General features: G+C 61.2%; 18 protein-coding genes and 1 pseudogene. 5 read left to right on the top strand and 14 right to left on the bottom strand.

Going from position 1 to position 16,418, the window contains the following annotated elements; translation table 11 throughout:
* Positions 1-254 precede the first annotated feature (254 nt).
* From AC244Q_RS02135 to AC244Q_RS02120, 4 genes are all read right to left on the bottom strand, one after another.
* Positions 255-470, bottom strand: a complete 216-nt coding sequence (locus AC244Q_RS02135; protein ID WP_487764143.1) for a beta-barrel domain-containing protein — start codon at positions 468-470, stop codon at positions 255-257.
* A gap of 67 nt (positions 471-537) precedes the next feature.
* Complete coding sequence (locus AC244Q_RS02130; protein ID WP_113546470.1) at positions 538-1,335, bottom strand: anti-sigma factor family protein; 798 nt, start codon at positions 1,333-1,335, stop codon at positions 538-540.
* Positions 1,332-1,937, bottom strand: coding sequence for an RNA polymerase sigma factor (locus AC244Q_RS02125; protein ID WP_113546471.1), 606 nt, complete (start codon positions 1,935-1,937; stop codon positions 1,332-1,334). Before AC244Q_RS02125 ends, AC244Q_RS02130 begins: the two co-directional genes overlap by 4 nt.
* Before the next feature lie 46 nt (positions 1,938-1,983).
* Positions 1,984-2,520: a tetratricopeptide repeat protein gene (locus AC244Q_RS02120; protein WP_113546472.1), complete on the bottom strand. Its 537-nt coding sequence runs from the start codon at positions 2,518-2,520 to the stop codon at positions 1,984-1,986.
* 167 nt (positions 2,521-2,687) lie between these two features.
* Between AC244Q_RS02120 and AC244Q_RS02115 the strand changes: the two genes are divergently transcribed.
* The 3 genes and pseudogenes from AC244Q_RS02115 (at position 2,688) to AC244Q_RS02105 (ending at position 5,563) form a co-directional block, all read left to right on the top strand.
* The gene (locus tag AC244Q_RS02115; RefSeq protein ID WP_113546473.1) at positions 2,688-3,740 is read left to right on the top strand and encodes a type III polyketide synthase; all 1,053 of its coding nucleotides are present in this window, start codon (positions 2,688-2,690) and stop codon (positions 3,738-3,740) included.
* Positions 3,737-4,240 (top strand): isoprenylcysteine carboxyl methyltransferase family protein, encoded by a 504-nt coding sequence (locus AC244Q_RS02110; protein WP_113546474.1) that lies wholly within the window; start codon positions 3,737-3,739, stop codon positions 4,238-4,240. The genes AC244Q_RS02115 and AC244Q_RS02110 overlap by 4 nt, the downstream gene beginning before the upstream one ends.
* A gap of 76 nt (positions 4,241-4,316) precedes the next feature.
* Positions 4,317-5,563, top strand: a pseudogene (locus AC244Q_RS02105) (NAD(P)/FAD-dependent oxidoreductase).
* Here the strand turns inward: AC244Q_RS02105 and AC244Q_RS02100 are convergent.
* From AC244Q_RS02100 to AC244Q_RS02065, 8 genes are all read right to left on the bottom strand, one after another.
* Complete coding sequence (locus tag AC244Q_RS02100; protein ID WP_260691245.1) at positions 5,553-6,089, bottom strand: gluconokinase; 537 nt, start codon at positions 6,087-6,089, stop codon at positions 5,553-5,555. The pseudogene AC244Q_RS02105 and the gene AC244Q_RS02100 sit on opposite strands and share 11 nt — an antisense overlap.
* 26 nt (positions 6,090-6,115) lie before the next feature.
* Complete coding sequence (locus AC244Q_RS02095; protein WP_113546477.1) at positions 6,116-7,069, bottom strand: peptide ABC transporter ATP-binding protein; 954 nt, start codon at positions 7,067-7,069, stop codon at positions 6,116-6,118.
* Positions 7,066-8,082 carry an ABC transporter ATP-binding protein gene (locus tag AC244Q_RS02090; RefSeq protein ID WP_113546478.1) on the bottom strand — a complete coding sequence of 339 codons (1,017 nt, stop codon included), beginning with the start codon at positions 8,080-8,082 and terminating at the stop codon, positions 7,066-7,068. The genes AC244Q_RS02095 and AC244Q_RS02090 overlap by 4 nt, the downstream gene beginning before the upstream one ends.
* Entirely contained in the window at positions 8,082-8,972 is an 891-nt protein-coding gene (locus tag AC244Q_RS02085) for an ABC transporter permease subunit (protein ID WP_113546479.1), read from the bottom strand. The genes AC244Q_RS02090 and AC244Q_RS02085 overlap by 1 nt, the downstream gene beginning before the upstream one ends.
* Positions 8,973-8,981: 9 nt before the next feature.
* Positions 8,982-9,986 (bottom strand): ABC transporter permease subunit, encoded by a 1,005-nt coding sequence (locus AC244Q_RS02080; RefSeq protein WP_113546480.1) that lies wholly within the window; start codon positions 9,984-9,986, stop codon positions 8,982-8,984.
* Positions 9,987-10,072: 86 nt separating this feature from the next.
* The gene (locus tag AC244Q_RS02075) at positions 10,073-11,668 is read right to left on the bottom strand and encodes an ABC transporter substrate-binding protein (protein WP_012756121.1); all 1,596 of its coding nucleotides are present in this window, start codon (positions 11,666-11,668) and stop codon (positions 10,073-10,075) included.
* Between the two features lie 338 nt (positions 11,669-12,006).
* On the bottom strand, positions 12,007-12,489 hold the full coding sequence (gene rirA, locus AC244Q_RS02070) for an iron-responsive transcriptional regulator RirA (protein ID WP_113546481.1): 483 nt from the start codon (positions 12,487-12,489) through the stop codon (positions 12,007-12,009).
* Positions 12,490-12,832: 343 nt separating this feature from the next.
* Positions 12,833-14,329 carry a CoA-acylating methylmalonate-semialdehyde dehydrogenase gene (locus AC244Q_RS02065; protein WP_113546482.1) on the bottom strand — a complete coding sequence of 499 codons (1,497 nt, stop codon included), beginning with the start codon at positions 14,327-14,329 and terminating at the stop codon, positions 12,833-12,835.
* Between the two features lie 191 nt (positions 14,330-14,520).
* On the opposite strand from AC244Q_RS02065, the gene AC244Q_RS02060 reads away from it, so the two are divergent.
* Both AC244Q_RS02060 and AC244Q_RS02055 read left to right on the top strand, forming a co-directional pair.
* On the top strand, positions 14,521-14,835 hold the full coding sequence (locus AC244Q_RS02060; protein WP_128406375.1) for a putative quinol monooxygenase: 315 nt from the start codon (positions 14,521-14,523) through the stop codon (positions 14,833-14,835).
* A complete protein-coding gene (locus AC244Q_RS02055; protein WP_113546484.1) occupies positions 14,832-15,713 on the top strand; it encodes a LysR family transcriptional regulator in 882 nt (293 codons plus the stop codon). The genes AC244Q_RS02060 and AC244Q_RS02055 overlap by 4 nt, the downstream gene beginning before the upstream one ends.
* On the opposite strand, the gene AC244Q_RS02050 is transcribed toward AC244Q_RS02055, so the two are convergent.
* The gene (locus tag AC244Q_RS02050) at positions 15,710-15,877 is read right to left on the bottom strand and encodes a hypothetical protein (protein WP_017990318.1); all 168 of its coding nucleotides are present in this window, start codon (positions 15,875-15,877) and stop codon (positions 15,710-15,712) included. The two genes, AC244Q_RS02055 and AC244Q_RS02050, sit on opposite strands and share 4 nt — an antisense overlap.
* 56 nt (positions 15,878-15,933) lie before the next feature.
* Entirely contained in the window at positions 15,934-16,377 is a 444-nt protein-coding gene (locus AC244Q_RS02045; RefSeq protein WP_113546485.1) for a DUF4174 domain-containing protein, read from the bottom strand.
* Positions 16,378-16,418: the final 41 nt, after the last annotated feature.

Raw genomic sequence — 16,418 nt, 5'->3', positions numbered from 1 at the left:
CGCCTAATGCCAGTTTCCCTCTGCCGCAAATCAGGGGAAAATTCAACTAAAAGCTTTATTTCGCTTCAGGAAAGTTTTTTTGACCCTAGTAACTAACGCTCATGAAGCGCTTCCGCCGCAACCTCTATCGAAGGCCGGAAGACATATTCCAGGATCCTGTGCTCGCCCGTCCGAACCTCCGCAATTGCTGCCACGACGGCACTTAAATTGACGTTACGATCATCTGCTGAAATCTAATGAGTCTCCAGGCTTGGCTATATCGGGAAGCGAGAGGTCCGCATTCGACGTCGCCGAACGTTGTCTCCGGCAGTGGGGTCGCCCTCACTGCATGCCGCGTCGGGTTCGAGAATCGCATCTGCCGCAATCTTGGTGACGTGGGCTGTGATCGTTCCGTAGCGAGTGAAGAGAAAGGCTTTGAGCTTGACGACGGCGTCCTGTCCGACCGTGGCGAAGCCGATTTCCTTGTTCAAAGCATCAATTTGGAGCTCAAACGCGCTCCCCAAGAAAATGGGTGAAGCTGAAGCCCGCTAAGCCTGGTCAGCTTGAAAGCCTGCTCCGGGCGTTCTCCGCCAATTCCTCCACCCGGTCTACCGGGATGCGGCCGATCAGCATGAAGGCGTGCGTCGCATTCGACCAATAGACGACGTTCATACCCTTGCGGCTTTCGAGGTCCGGTGCCTTCGGCCCCTTGTCAGACTTGACGATGCAGAGCGCCATCGGCCCGGTCTCGGGGTCGAGATAGGCGATCTGGGCGAGCGCCTTGCCGTCATATTGCAGCAACTGGGCGCGTTTGAAATCGATGCCTGGGAGCGAGACGGCTTCGGGGGAGAGTGACAGGCCGAGTTTTTCGTCGAGGCCCGCGAGCTGGGCGGCCTGATCCTCCCTGCCGGGGACGGGGCCGGCGAGCGTTTCGGCGGAATAGAGCGAGATATAATCGGCGACCACGGCGCGCCATTCGCTGTTTTCGTCCTTTGCCGAAAAGCGTGCTCCCATGCCGATGACGGCGCGGTCGATCGTGATGCCGGCGACCAGCGAGGCGGCGAGTGCGCCGAGGAAGCGGCGACGAGTGGTGAATACGGGGGCGAATTTTGCGCTCTGCTTCACAGGGATGGCGGCGAGCATCGCTTCCAGCTTCTCGCGCGGGGCTTCCGACAGCAGCGGGGCGAAGGCTTGCTCGAAGGGCAGGCTGGCGCGTGCCAGGAATTCCAGCCGCTCGGCGGTACTCTCGTCTTCGTTCACAATGGCTTCAATGCGGGCGGCCTCTTTAGCCGTCAGTTCGCCGTCGATGAAGGCGGTCAGGTCCTCGTCGGAGGGAATGGTGTGTTTCGTCGTCATTGCCGTCCCCCTTCCGGTCCGGCGCCGGAGAGCTTGGCGCGGGCAGCCGCCAGCCGGCTCATCACGGTTCCGATCGGGATATCCAATATGCCTGCAACCTCGCGATAGGAAAGTCCTTCCACATAGGCGAGGAAAACCACCGTCCTCTGCGCCTCGGGCAGCGCATTCACCTGTTTCAGCACCTGATGGGCCATCACATGGGTTTCGGTGTCATGCGCGCCGTCGAAGGTCAGCGTCTCCCCGGCATCGACGAACCCCTGGCCCTGGCGCACCCGGCGCGAGCGGATCTCGTTCAGCCAGATCGAATGCAGGATCGAAAACAGCCAGCGGTCGAGCCGGGTGCCGGGGATGAATTGATCGGCGCGCTGCAGCGCGCGAAGGCAGGTCGCCTGCACCAGATCGTCGGCGACATCACGCTGGTGCGAGAGAACGAGACCGTAACGCCAGAGCCTTGCCAGATTTTCCGTCAGGCCGCTTCTGATATCCGCTTCGCTCGCGATGGCCGCCTCCGCCAATCCTGCATCCCTCGAAACCGCCGGATGAACCGGCGATTCCATACTCGCGCGACTATAGGCAGGAAAATGGGTGCGCGCGACCGACATTCTGACGTCCCTTTCGTGCTTCCATTTTCCCGCTGTGGCCTGCTGATCAGATCTTCGAGGGATCGAGGATTGCAGCGTTCAGATCCTGATATTCCTCGCAAGCCGTGCCGCAGATCGTCTTGATTGACATCAACTGATCCTTAGCGAGATCGAGCCGGCCCTTGATGACATAGGCTTCGCCGAGATATTCGCGGACCTTGGCGTATTGCGGGTCCATCTTCACCGACTGGAGATAATAGGAGATGCCCTCGTCGGTGCGGCCGAGCTTGCGGGTGGCATAACCGCGATAATTCAGCACTTCGGCGGTGTTCTGATCCTTGACCGTGTCGAGCATGGCAAGCGCCTCTTCATAACGACCGGCCTTGGCCAGCGAATAGGCATAGTCGGCGCGGTTCTCGTCGGAGACGTTGGCGCTCTGCTGCTTGACGCATTTCTTGGTCTTCTGGTCGTAGATCTCGCCCTTCTTGCAGACCGGTGTCGTGTTGCTATCATCGCCGACCGCAAAGACCGGGCCGGAGACAACAGAAGCGGCAAGGCAGCCGCCGAGAATGATGGAAGCGATGCGGGCTGTCATGATCGTCATGGGGAAACTCCTCGAAAGTGACGTTGCGACGAGAGAACACCGCTGCATCCAGCTTTATTCGGCACTGCTTGCATTTCTTTCTTCACCCTTTCGTGAAGCTTCAGAGCTGAATAATTTGGGCGTCTGCGTGTTTTCCTTCGTTCCGCCGGAGGGACAAGGAGAATTCTGTGACCGACACCGTCAAACTCGTCAGCCTCGCCATTGCCACACCCGAACATGTCATTTTCCAAAAACAGGCGGTCGAAGCCTCGGCCCGGCTGTTTGCCGACCGCTTCGAGGATTTCCGCCATCTTGCCCGCGTCTTCGATAGCGCCGGCATCGACAAGCGCCATGCGGCGCGGCCGCTTGCCTGGTTCGACGAGCCGCATGGCTGGCAAGACCGGATGCAGGCCTTTGCAGAGGTCGCAGGCGGGCTTTTCGTCGAGGCTGCCAGCTCGGCCCTTCGCCAGGCAGGGCTTGAGGCCGGCGATGTCGACTGTGTCGTGACCGTCTCCTCCACTGGTTTTACGACACCGAGCCTCGATGCGCAGCTTGCCGGCCGGATGGGTTTCAGACCCGATATCGAACGCGTGCCGGTCTTCGGGCTCGGCTGTGCCGCCGGCGTGTCGGGCTTTGCGATCGCCTCGCGGCTGGCGCGGAGCCGGCCGGGCACTGTTGTGCTTTTCGTCTCGATCGAGCTTTGCACGCTGGCCTTCCGGCTGGACGAACTGACGCGGCCGAACATCATTGCGACGGCGCTTTTCGGCGACGGCGCTGCCGCCTGCGTGCTGCGATCAGGCGAGAGAGGGTTAGCGGAGGTGGAATCGACCGGCGAGCATCTTTTTCCCGACACGCTCGATATCATGGGCTGGAAGATCGATGACGGCGGCTTCGGCATCGTACTGGCGCAATCGCTGCCGCCGTTTGCCGAAAAGGAGCTCGGCCCGGCGGTAAAGGCTATTCTGGCCCGCAACGGGCTGAGGGTGGAGGATATCGACCGCTTCATCTGCCATCCCGGCGGCATGAAGGTGCTGGCCGCGATGGAGAGCGCGCTGTCGATGGTGCCGGGCACGCTCGATCACGAGCGCGCCGTGCTTGCCGAATACGGCAACATGTCCTCGCCGACCATCCTCTTCGTGCTGGAGCGGGCAATCCGCGCCGGATTGCCGGCGCGCTCCGCAATGATCGCCATGGGGCCTGGCTTTTCGGCCAGTTGCGTGACGCTCAGGAGGGTCGCATGATGTGGCCGTCGATCGCGCTTCTGGCCTTCGTGACGCTGCAGCGGCTGGCGGAACTCGTGCTCGCCCGGCGCAATACGGCGGCGCTTCTTGCCAGAGGCGCCAGAGAGGTCGCACCCGAGCATTATCCCGTCATGGTGGCGTCGCATGCAGGCTGGATCATCGGCCTCTGGCTCACTGCACCAGGCAGGCCGGTCGCGCTCTTCTGGTTTCTGGTGTTCATGGGGCTGCAGGCGCTGCGGCTCTGGGTGCTGGCGACGCTGAAAGGCCGCTGGACGACGCGCATCATCGTCCTGCCCGGCGCGCCGCTCGTCAGATCCGGGCCCTATCGCTTCCTCCGCCATCCGAACTATGCGATCGTCGTCGGCGAGATCGCCGCCCTTCCCCTCGCCTTCGGCCTGCCGCTTTACGCGATCGTGTTTTCCCTTCTCAACGCGCTTATCCTCCATGTCCGCGTGAAGGCTGAAAATGCCGCACTGAAAAGCGCAATGATTTTGAAATGAATGCGATTTTCCGTTTGCGTCGCGGTATCGGCACGGGCATTTTCACCGCGTTAGACAAAGCGGAATGCAAGCGGAAATGACGAAGAACGCAATCGTGCTCGGCGCCGGCATCGTCGGGGTTTCCACGGCCATCCATCTTCAGCGACGCGGCCGGCAGGTGACGCTGATCGACCGCAAGGATCCGGGCAACGAAACCTCGTTCGGCAATGCCGGCCTGATCCAGCGCGAAGGTGTCGCGCCTTACGGCTTTCCCCAGCAGCTCGGGCTTTTGCTGCGTTATGCGCTGAATGACCGCATCGACGCGCATTATCATCTGCGCGCACTGCCGAGCCAGATCGCCTTTCTCGCTCGCTACTGGTGGAATTCCAATGCGCGCCGCCACGCGATCATCACCCGGGCCTATGCGCCGCTGATCGAAAATTCGGTTGTCGAACACAAGGATCTGATCGAGGCGTCGCAGGCCGAAGGGCTGATCCGCAAGGACGGCTGGATAAAGATTTTCCGCACTGAAGCCAAGCGCGACGGGGCTTTTGCAGAGGCAGCACTTTGGCAGAATGAATTCGGCGTGGAGTATGACAGCCTGACTCCGGCCGATATCGCCCGCATGGAACCGCATATGACCGGCGATTTCGCCGGCGGCATCCGCTGGCGCGACCCCTGGTCGGTGCTCGACCCGCATGCGCTGACATCGGCCTATCGCCGCTATTTCGAACGTATCGGCGGCCGCTTCGTGACGGGTGACGCCGCCTCGCTCGGTCCGTTCGGCTCCGGGTGGAAAATCATGACTGCGGAAGGTCCGCTCGAAGCCGACGATGCTGTGATGGCGCTCGGCCCCTGGGCGGCCGTTGCGACGCGCCGGCTCGGCTACTCCTTCCCGCTCGGCGTCAAGCGCGGCTATCACATGCACTATGCCGCCGAGGGCAGTGCCGTGCTCAACAACTGGACATTGGATGCCGAACGCGGCTACCTCCTTGCGCCGATGCGCCGCGGCATCCGCCTGACGACAGGGGCGGAGTTTGCAACGCTCGACGCCCCGAAGACGCCGGTCCAGCTCGACCGGGCCGAAGCCGTGGCGCGCACGATCTTCCCGCTCGGAGGCAGGCTCGATCCCGAACCCTGGATGGGGGCGCGCCCCTGCACGCCAGACATGATGCCGATCATCGGCAAGGCGCCGCGCCATCAGGGCCTGTGGTTTGCCTTCGGCCATGCCCATCACGGACTGACGCTCGGGCCGGTGACCGGCCGCGTGCTTGCCGAACTCATCACCGGGAGACGCCGTTCATCGATATCGCGGCCTTTTCGCCGCAGCGTTTCAACCCGTGACGCCCAGAGGGGTGAGGCCTTTGAGAGCGGTTGCGGCGATGCCGTCCACCGTGTCGTCGATATCGACGGTGACGACACCCGGCTCACCTGTGGGCACCTCAAGCGTCGCCAGTTGGCTGTCGAGCAGCGAGACCGGCATGAAATGTCCCTTGCGCTCACCCATACGCGTCATCAGCAGCGCCCTGGAACCTTCGAGATAAACGAAGAACAGATTGCCGCCGGCAGCGGCCCTCAGCCTGTCGCGATAGAGGCGCTTCAGCGCCGAGCAGGAGACGATGATGCCCTTGCCCTTTTCCAGCGAGGCTTTCATCTCTTCGCCGATGCGGTCGAGCCAAGGCATCCGGTCCTCATCGGTCAGCGGAATGCCCTTCGACATCTTCTCGACATTGGCGGCCGGGTGCAGCGCATCGCCTTCGACGAAGGCCAAGTGCAGGGCTTCGGCGAGCTTTTCGCCGACGGAGGACTTGCCGCAACCGCTGACTCCCATGACGATGATCGCATGGGGTCTGTTCATCTGCTCCGACATGATCCCTCCTTAGCTTGCCTTCCCGCTTAATCGAGCGGGAAATGACAGGCATATTGATGTGTGCCTTCCCCAGTTAATTCGGGAGCAACCTGGCGGCAATGGTCCTGCGCCTTCCAGCAGCGCGGATTGAAGTGGCAGCCCGACGGCGGCTTCAACGGCGACGGCAGCTCGCCCTGCAGGCGAATGCGGGTCTTTTCGCGATCGGGATCGGCGATCGGCGTCGCCGACAGCAAGGCGGCCGTATAGGGATGGCGCGGCCTGGCGAAGACCTCGGCGGCGGGACCGGTTTCCACGGGACGGCCGAGATACATCACCATCACCTCGTCGGCGATATGGTGGACGACGGACAGGCCGTGGGAGATGAAGAGATAGGCAAGCCCCATCTCCTTCTGCAGGTCCATCAGGAGATTCAGCACCTGCGCCTGGATCGAAAGGTCGAGCGCCGAAACCGGTTCGTCGAGCACCAGTACCTTCGGCCGCAGCATCAGGGCGCGGGCAATGGCGATGCGCTGGCGCTGGCCGCCCGAGAACATATGGGGATAGCGGCCATAGTGCTCCGGACGCAGACCGACGCGGGCCATCATCTCCTCCACCTTGCGGCGGCGGGCGGCGGCGTCGAGATTGGTGTTGATCTTCAGCGGCTCTTCGAGGATCGAGCCGACCTTCTGGCGCGGGTTGAGCGAGCCGTAGGGGTTCTGGAAGACGATCTGCACCTGGCTGCGCAGGCTGCGGTCGCCGACATGGGCGGGCTTGCCGTCGATCAGCAATTGCCCCGATGTCGGATTCTCGATCATGGTGACCAGGCGGGCGAGCGTCGACTTGCCACAGCCGGATTCGCCGACGACGGCGAGCGTCTTGCCGGAATGGAGGCTGAAGCTGACACCGTTCAGCGCCTTGACGGTGGCGTCGTCTTTGAAGAGGCCGCGGTTGACGGTGTAGAAGCGGGCGAGATCCCTGCCCTCGAGAACAGCGTCCGTCATACGAAGTCTCCTGCAGTTTGAACGGGCATGACGCCGGGATGCCCGAGCGGCTTGCCGTCCTTCAAAGGATAGTTGCAGAGCGCCAGTCCGAGCTCCGGCCCCTGGCGGACGACACCGCGATCGCATTCGACCGTGGCGAAGCCGCAGCGCGGTGCGAAGAGACAGCCTGTCGGGCGACCATGCTGGCCGGGAACGACACCGGCGATCGAGGGAAGACGCTGGCCGACCTTGGCGCGTTCTGGCAAGGCTGCGAGCAGGGCTGCGGTATAGGGATGATGCGGATCGCGGAACAATGCCCTCACCGGCTGTTCCTCGACCTTCTGGCCGGCATATTGCACCTGAACGCGTTCGGCGGTTTCGGCAACGACACCCATGTCGTGGGTGATCAGCACCAGCGCCATGCCCTGCTCTTTCTGCAGGCGAACGAGCAGATCGAGGATCTGTGCCTGGATCGTCACGTCGAGAGCGGTCGTCGGCTCATCGGCGATCAGCAGCTTCGGATTGCAGGCGAGCGCCATGGCGATCATGACGCGCTGGCTCATGCCGCCCGACATCTGATGCGGAAAATTCGACAGGCGCTCTTCCGGCGCCGGAATGCCGACGAGGTTCAAGAGCTCGATCGAGCGTTGGCGGCGTTCCTTGCGGTTGAGGCCCATATGGAAGCGCAGGGTCTCGCCGAGCTGGAAGCCGACCGTGAAGCACGGATTGAGGCTCGACATCGGCTCCTGGAAGATCATCGCCATATCCTTGCCGACGATCCTGCGGCGCTGGCGGCCGGAGATGCCGCGCAGATCCTTGCCGTCGAACTGCATGCGGTCGGCGGTGATCTTCGCCGTCCAGGGCAGAAGCCCCATCAGGGCAAGCATGGCAACGGATTTACCCGAGCCGGATTCGCCGACAACCGACAGGATCTCGCCCTTGTCGCAGGCAAGCGATACGCCGTCGACGGCGCGGAAGAGACCGGAGGAGGTCTGGAATTCGACAGTCAGATTTTCAATCTCGAGGAGTGGCATCACGACCTCTTCAGTTTGGGATCGAGCGCATCGCGCAGGCCGTCGCCCATCAGGTTGATGGCGAGAACGGTGATGAGGATGGCAAGACCCGGAAACGTCACCACCCACCAGGCGCGCGAAATGAACTCACGGGATTCGGCCAGCATCGTCCCCCATTCGGGTGTCGGCGGCTGGGCGCCCATGCCGAGAAAGCCGAGGGCGGCGGCATCGAGAATCGCCGCCGAGAAGGCGAGCGTCGCCTGAACGATCAGTGGCCCCAGACAGTTCGGCAGGATTGTCTTGAACATCAAACGGAAGGTGCCGGCGCCGGCGACACGCGAGGCAATCACATATTCCTTCTCACGCTCTGAAATGACCGAGGCGCGCGTCAGCCGCACGAAATGCGGCTGGTTGACCAGCGAAATCGCGATCATCGCATTGGTTAGCCCTGGCCCGAGCACGGCCACCAGCACGAGAGCGAGCAACAGCGACGGGAAGGCTAGGATGATATCCATCAGGCGCATGATCGCCGTATCGACCTTGCCGCGGAAAAATCCGGCGACGAGGCCGATCAGGACGCCTGAAATGACCGAAAGCGTGACGACGACGACGCCGATGAACAGCGAAAACCGCGCGCCGTAGATCAGGCGCGAAAGGATATCGCGGCCGACGGCATCCGTTCCGAGCGGGAAGGAGGCGCTGCCGCCCTCCATCCAGAACGGCACTGCGAGCAGTACCGCGCGGTTCTGCTCGTTCGGCTCATGTGGCGCAAAGAGCGGCGCGAGGACTGCGACGACCAGAATGATGATGAAAACCACCAGGCCGATGACGGCGCCCTTGTTGCGGGAGAAATAATGCCAGAACTCCGCAAGAGCGGATGGCTGGCCGGATTTGACGGTGACCGTGCTCATGGGCCGCTCCTAATGACGAATGCGCGGATTGATGAAGCCGTAGAGAACATCAACAATCAGGTTGACCAGCATGATGACGCCGGCGATCAGCAGAAGGCCGCCCTGGACCACGGCGTAATCGCGCTTGAAGACCGAATCGACCATCCATTTGCCGATGCCCGGCCAGGAGAAGATCGTCTCGGTGAGGATGGCGCCGGCAAGAAGAACGCCGATCTGCAGACCGATGGTGGTGATGACAGGGATCATCGCATTGCGCAGCGCATGCACGCCGACGACGCGCAGCGGCTTCAGGCCTTTCGAGCGCGCCGTGCGGACATAATCCTCACCCAGAACCTCGAGCATCGCCGAACGCGTCTGGCGGGCGATGACCGCAAGCGGGATGGTCGCCAGCACGACCGTGGGCAGAATGAGGTAGCTGACGGCCGAGGAAAACGCGCCCTTCTGGCCCGACAGCAGGCTGTCGATCAGCATGAATCCGGTGACCGGCTTGAAGAAATACATCAGCGAGATGCGGCCGGAAACGGGCGTCCAGCCGAGATAGCCGGAGAAGAAGATGATCAGCAGCAGCCCCCACCAGAAGATCGGCATGGAATATCCGATAAGGGCAATACCCATCACGCTTTGGTCGAACCACGTGCCTCGCTTGACGGCGGCAAAGATACCGGCGGGCACGCCAAGACAGACGGCGAGGATGATGGCACAGAGCGAGAGCTCCAGCGTTGCCGGAAACAGTGTCAGGAATTCTCCGAGAACGGGCCGCTTGGTGACGATCGAGGTGCCGAGATCGCCATGCAGGATTTTTCCGAGATAATCGAAATACTGCACATACATCGGCCGGTCGAAACCGAGATCATGCATGATCTGGGCGTGCCGCTCCGGCGCCATGACGCGTTCCCCCGACAGGAGCATGACGGGATCGCCGGGAAGCATGCGGATGAACGAGAAGGCAATGAGGGAAACGCCGAGGAATGTCGGGATCAGCACCGCAAGGCGGCCGATAAAAAAACGCAACATGGCAGATGTCCAATAGTTTCCGGCGGTCAGGAGACCCTGACCGCCGGCTGCGCCCAGCTTTGCCGGGCATTCTTACATTATTCTTGTTATTCGGATACGTCGACGCCGTCGAAACGGTGAATGCCGAGCGGGTCCATCTGGAAGCCCGAGACCTTCTTGCTCATCGGAACGAAGACGAGCGAATGGTCGATGGTTGCCCAGGGAGCTTCCTTCTTGAAGATCAGCTGCGCCTGCTCATAGGCCTTGGTGCGCTCGCCGACATCGGCCGTCAGCTTGGCCTTGGTCATCAGGTCGTCATATTCCTTGTTGCACCACTGAGCACGGTTGTTGCCGCCGACGGCATCGCAGCCAAGCAGCGTATCCATGAAGTTGTCCGGGTCGCCGTTGTCGCCGGTCCAGCCGAGGATGACGGCGCCGTCGCGCTTCACGTCGGAGGAGAGCTTCAGATATTCGGCCCATTCATGGGTGACGATCTCGACCTTGACACCGATCTTGGCGAAATCCGCCTGCATCAGTTCGGCGGCGCGGCGCGCGTTCAGCATGTAGGGACGCGACACCGGCATTGCCCAGATCTTCATGCTGAGATCCTTGACGCCAGCATCGGCAAGAGCCTTCTTGGCAGCGTCCGGATCGTACTTGTCGTCCTGAACGGCGTCGTTATAGGACCACATCGTCGGCGGGATCGGGTTCTTGGCAACGGCCGCGGCACCCTGGAAGACGGCGTCGATGATCGCCTGCTTGTTGATCGCCATGTTCAGCGCACGGCGAACTTCCGGCTTGTCGAACGGGGCCATCTGGGTGTTGTAAGCGAGGAAGCCGACATTGAGGCCGGCCTGTTCCAGAACGGTCAGATTTTCATCCTTCTTCAGTTCGGGTACGTCGGCTGCATTTGGATAGGGGATCAGGTGGCATTCGCCGGCCTTCAGCTTCTGGGCGCGCACGGCGGCGTCAGAGGTGATGGCGAAAACCAGATCGTCGATCTTTTCCTTGCCCTTGAAATAGGTTTCGTTCGCCTTGTAGCGGATGACGGCATCCGGCTGGTAGGCGACGAAGGTGTACGGGCCGGTGCCGAGCGGCTGCTGGTTGAGCTGCGCCATCTTGCCGTCGGCGGCAAGCTTGTCGGCATATTCCTTGGAGACGATCGAGGCGAAGTCCATGGCGAGGTCGGCGAGGAACGGCGCTTCGGGGTGGTTGAGCGTGAACTTGACGGTGAGGTCATCGACCTTCTCGACAGACTTGATCAGCTCGGGAAAGCCCATGCCGGCGGCGTATTCGTAAGAGCCGCCCTCGACATACTTGTTCCACGGATTGTCGGATTTCAGCTGGCGCTCGAAGGAGAACACGACGTCGTCGGCGTTGAAATCGCGCGTCGGCGTGAAGAAGTCGGTGGTCTGGTACTTGACGCCAGGATGAAGCTTGAAGGTGTATTCCGTGCCGTCGGCCGAAACGCTCCAGCTGTCGGCCAGGCCCGGTTCGATCTCGGTACCGCCATGCTTGAATTCGACGAGGCGGCTATAGACCGTGCGCGACGACGCGTCGAAGGTCGTGCCTGCCGTATAGAGGCTCGGGTCGAAGCCCTCCGGCGAGCCCTCGGAGCAATAAACAAGGGTCTTGGACCAAGCCGACGTCGCCATGACGGAAATCAAGGCCGTCGCTGCCAGCAGGACAGAGATCTTTTTCATAATATTGTTTCCCGGTTGTTCTTTTTTGATGTTTGGAGACCGTAGATTGGCATCTCGGTCGACGCTCGATGGAACGATATTTATTTACTGAAAGCAACGGGCTACGCAGAAAATTTTTCCACCTGGACAATTTTAGAAATTTTCCGTCAAAAATCAGCCTCATTCGGAAATTTTCGCACAAAAATGACCGAAATTTTGTCGCATTTGGTATAAAAACGCACCCATCGCGACATGCCGACGGCATTTCCCCGTATGCCGGAGACCACCCAGACGCTGCAAAAACAAAAACCGCGGTGGCCAGGGCAACCGCGGTTCAGAAGCAAATTATGATCTTTAATTCAGGCGGCGGGGGCAACGATCACGGGTTTGCGATATGCCGGCTCGCCTGTGATTCCGAGAAGGAAATTGATCTGTGGACGCGCCTTGACGAGGTCGTCGATGGAATATTCCGACAGCACCGCGAAGAAGGCATTGAGCGCCTTGCGCAGCGCCGAATTCAAACCACAGCTATCGACCAGCGGGCAGTCGACCTCACCGTCATCCTCGAAGCATTCGGCCATGGCGAAGCTGTCTTCCGTCACCCGAACGACGTCGAAAAGACTAATGTCGGCGGCCGGCTTGCCCAAGCGCACGCCGCCATTGCGACCGCGAACGGTTTCGACCAGACCCGCCTTGTTCAGCGGCTGAAGGATCTTGAAAAGAAAGAGCTCGGAAACGCCATAGGCCCTGGCGATTTCGGGAATCCGGCTCAAATGCCCGTCATTGGCAGCACAATACATCAACATGCGAACCGCATAGTTCGTCTGCTTCGTCAACCGCATGCCATTCTCCTGACTCGTCTGTTCAGACCTATATAGGCGGTTTGCTAGTTTTGAACAATTCCAAAATATGAAATTCGCATTCAGCTTATGAGGCCATTTGCCGCGACGTCAATCCCGCTCCAGGATCCCAACGTCATCGAGGATCGCCTGCTTGCGCTCGGGCGTGCCTTGCGCATCAGTTTGACCTCGGCACTGGGGAATAGGACATGGTCAGCAGACCGCGCCCTTGTCTCAGGACATCCTCGACGCCGGACCGATATCGCCGGCAATCAGCATGACGCGGAAAAATTCGGGAGCCAAAAGGCTCCCGAATTACAGATTTCAGATCGGAATGTCGTGACGATTACTTCATCGTCGGCATGACGAATTCCGCGCCGCTCTTGATGCCGGAGGGCCAACGAGCAGTGACGGTCTTGGTCTTCGTCCAGAACTTGATCGAATCCGTGCCGTGCTGGTTGAGGTCGCCGAAGCTCGAGGCCTTCCAGCCGCCGAAGGAGTGGTAGGCGAGCGGAACCGGGATCGGAACGTTGATGCCGATCATGCCAATATTGATGCGCGAGGCAAAATCGCGGGCGGCATCGCCGTCGCGGGTGTAGATCGCAACGCCGTTGCCGTATTCGTGCTTCATCGGCAACGACAGCGCTTCCTCATAGTTGTTGGCGCGAACGACGGAGAGGACAGGTCCGAAGATCTCTGTCTTGTAGATATCCATCTCCGGCGTGACGTGATCGAACAGGCAGCCGCCGACGAAATAGCCGTCTTCATAGCCCTGGAGTTTGAAATCGCGGCCGTCGACGACGAGCTTGGCGCCTTCCTCGATGCCGCGGTCGATCAGGCCGCGAACACGGGTATAGGCTTCCTTGGTGACGAGCGGGCCCATGTCGGCCTTGTCGTCGGTATAGGGGCCGATACGCAGGGATTCGATCTTCGGCGTCAGCTTCTCGACGAGGCGGTTGGCAGTCTCCTCGCCGACCGGAACGGCAACCGAGATCGCCATGCAGCGCTCGCCGGCCGAACCGTAGCCTGCGCCCATCAGCGCGTTGACGGCCTGATCCAGGTCCGCATCCGGCATGATGATCATGTGGTTCTTGGCGCCGCCGAAGCACTGGGCGCGCTTGCCGTTCATCGCCGCGGTGCCGTAGACGTAGCGGGCGATCGGCGTCGAGCCGACGAAGGAGACGGCGCCGATATCGGGATCGGTGAGGATCGCGTCGACGGCAGCCTTGTCGCCGTTGACGACGTTGAGGATGCCGGCGGGCAGGCCGGCCTCGATCATCAGTTCACCGAGACGGATCGGCAGGGAGGGATCACGCTCGGAGGGCTTCAGGATGAAGGCGTTGCCGCAGGCGATCGCCGGCGCAAACATCCACATCGGGATCATGCCGGGGAAGTTGAAAGGCGTGATGCCGGCGCCGATGCCGACCGGCTGGCGGATCGAATACATGTCGATCGCCGGGCCTGCGCCCTCGGTGAATTCGCCCTTGGCGAGATGCGGGATGCCGCAGACGAATTCGCAGACTTCGAGGCCGCGGATGACGTCGCCCTTGGCATCCTCGATCGTCTTGCCGTGTTCCTTGGAGAGGATTTCGGCAAGCTCGTCCATGTGCTTGTTCAGGAGTTCGACGAATTTGAAGAAGACGCGGGCGCGGCGCTGCGGATTGGTGGCAGCCCATTTCGGCTGCGCAGCCTTGGCGTTTTCGACGGCGGCGCGCAGTTCCTCGACGCTTGCGAGTGCGACCGTCGCCTGCACTTCGCCCGTCGCCGGATTGTAGACATTGCTCACGCGGCCGCTGGTGCCGGCAACATGTTTGCCGCCGATGAAATGACCGATCTCACGCATGGGTGTTCCTCCTGTTTTTCGATGGCCGACAATCGCACTTCAATTTGCACAAATCAATGCGCTGATATAAGCAACCGTTGTGCGTAAATTATAGCCCTGTCGTTGCATTGGGCGCTGCGGCTGCTTCAAACTTGGCACCGCACGCCGACAAGTCAAACGCCGACAAGTCAAACCCTGGGGAGGTCAAACCGATGAGCCGGAAACCCGTCGTCAGAATGGCGGAGCTGGAGATCGATCCGGACACGCTTGAAACCTATCGCGCATTGCTCACGGAAGAGATCGAAACATCCATCGCGCTGGAAGATGGCGTCCTTTCCCTGAGCGCCGTTTCCATCAGGAACAACCCAAACCGGATCCGTATCCTTGAAGTCTACGCCAACCAGGAAGCATACGAGGCCCATCTGCGAACACCGCATTTCATTAAATACAAGAACCAGACGGCGCACATGGTCACATCGCTGACGCTTATCGAGGTCGATCCGATCGCAATGCGTGCCAAGCCATGAACTGGGACGATGTTCGTATTTTCCTCGCCGTCGCCCGCACCGGGCAGATCCTTGCCGCCTCGAAGCGGCTGGGGCTCAATCACGCCACGCTCTCGCGCCGACTGACTTCGCTCGAAGAGGCGCTGAAGACGCGGCTTTTCATCCGTCGGACGACTGGCTGCGAGCTGACGGCCGAAGGTGAAGTGTTCCTGGCATCCGCAGAGCGGATGGAAACGGAAATGCTCGCAGCACAGGCCAGCCTCGGCCACACCGATACGGCAATTGCCGGGACCGTGCGCGTCGGCGCGCCTGATGGGTTCGGCGTTTCCTTTCTTGCGCCGCGCATGGGCAGATTGATCGAGCGTCATCCGGAGCTGAAGATCCAGCTCGTACCGGTGCCGCGCTCTTTCTCGCTGTCGCAGCGCGAGGCCGATATCGCCATCACGCTGGAGCGGCCCGAACAAGGCCGGCTCGTCTCCTCCAAGCTCACCGACTACACGCTCGGTCTCTATGCCTCACGCGCATACCTCGCCGCCCAGGGCACACCCGCCGATATCGACGCGCTCAAAGCGCATCGCCGCATCGGCTATGTCGAAGACCTGATCTTCACCGCGTCCCTGAATTTTTCCGGCGCAGTCATGCGGAGCTGGGATGCAGGCTTCGAGATTTCGACGGCGATCGGACAGACCGAGGCGGTACGAACAGGTGCCGGCATCGGCATCCTGCACGATTATATCGCCAGGCAATATCCGGAACTCCAGCGCATCCTGCCGGAGGTTTCGATCCGGCGCGCCTACTGGACGACCTATCACGAAACGGCGCGCGACCTGCTACGCGTCCGGAGCGTCGCCGATTTCCTCCAGGAGCTTGTCAGCGCCGAGCGGCACATCTTTCTTTAAGTCTCGAAAGTGTGTTTTGCCGGTTCGTCGTTCTCGTCGGGATTGGGAACCGGTGCTTCGTCGGGCAGCCGGTCAGGCTCCGGTTCTTTGATCGGAGGCACCGGCTTCCAGCCGGGTCCGGGCATCGGCGGCTGGTCGGGAATGGGTTCGTTGGGCACGGACATGACCGCCTCCCTTTCATGATCTTGGTTCTGCTTCGTGATCTTGATTCTCAGCGATATCAGGACGACTTGTCCGGCTTCAGCGATTCGGCAGCGCGCATCGGCATGCTGTCGATGATGGCCAAGAGCTCGCCATCGGTAATCGGCTCGCTGATCTTGAGCTTGACGGTGCCGTCCTTGCCGAGAAGGAAAGCGGCGAATTCGCCGACCTCCGGCGCCTCGAGATCGCGGCGGATCGCTTCGCCGTCGAGGCCGTCGGCCGCACCGAAGAGCGGCCGAACGCCAGCGCCGGAAATCTTCAGCACCACCAGGTCGCGCTCGTCGAGAGCCGAGCGGTCGGCCAGCAGCTGATTTTCCTGCCGGGAGGCGCGGGAATTATCCCTGTCGGCGAAAAGGATGAAGACGCGGTTCTTCCACTGAAACGCAGCAAGACTTTCTATCGGCGCGTAAGCGCTGTTGGTCTCGTCGATCTTCGTCGCACCGTAGAGAAGGGTTTTCGACATGCGTATTCTCCCGTTAACATGGAGAACGATCCGGTGCCGCA

This window comes from Rhizobium sp. CB2179, assembly GCF_057653455.1.
The sequence above is the reverse complement of the archived record's forward strand: the minus strand, read 5'-3'. Positions and strand labels throughout refer to the sequence as shown.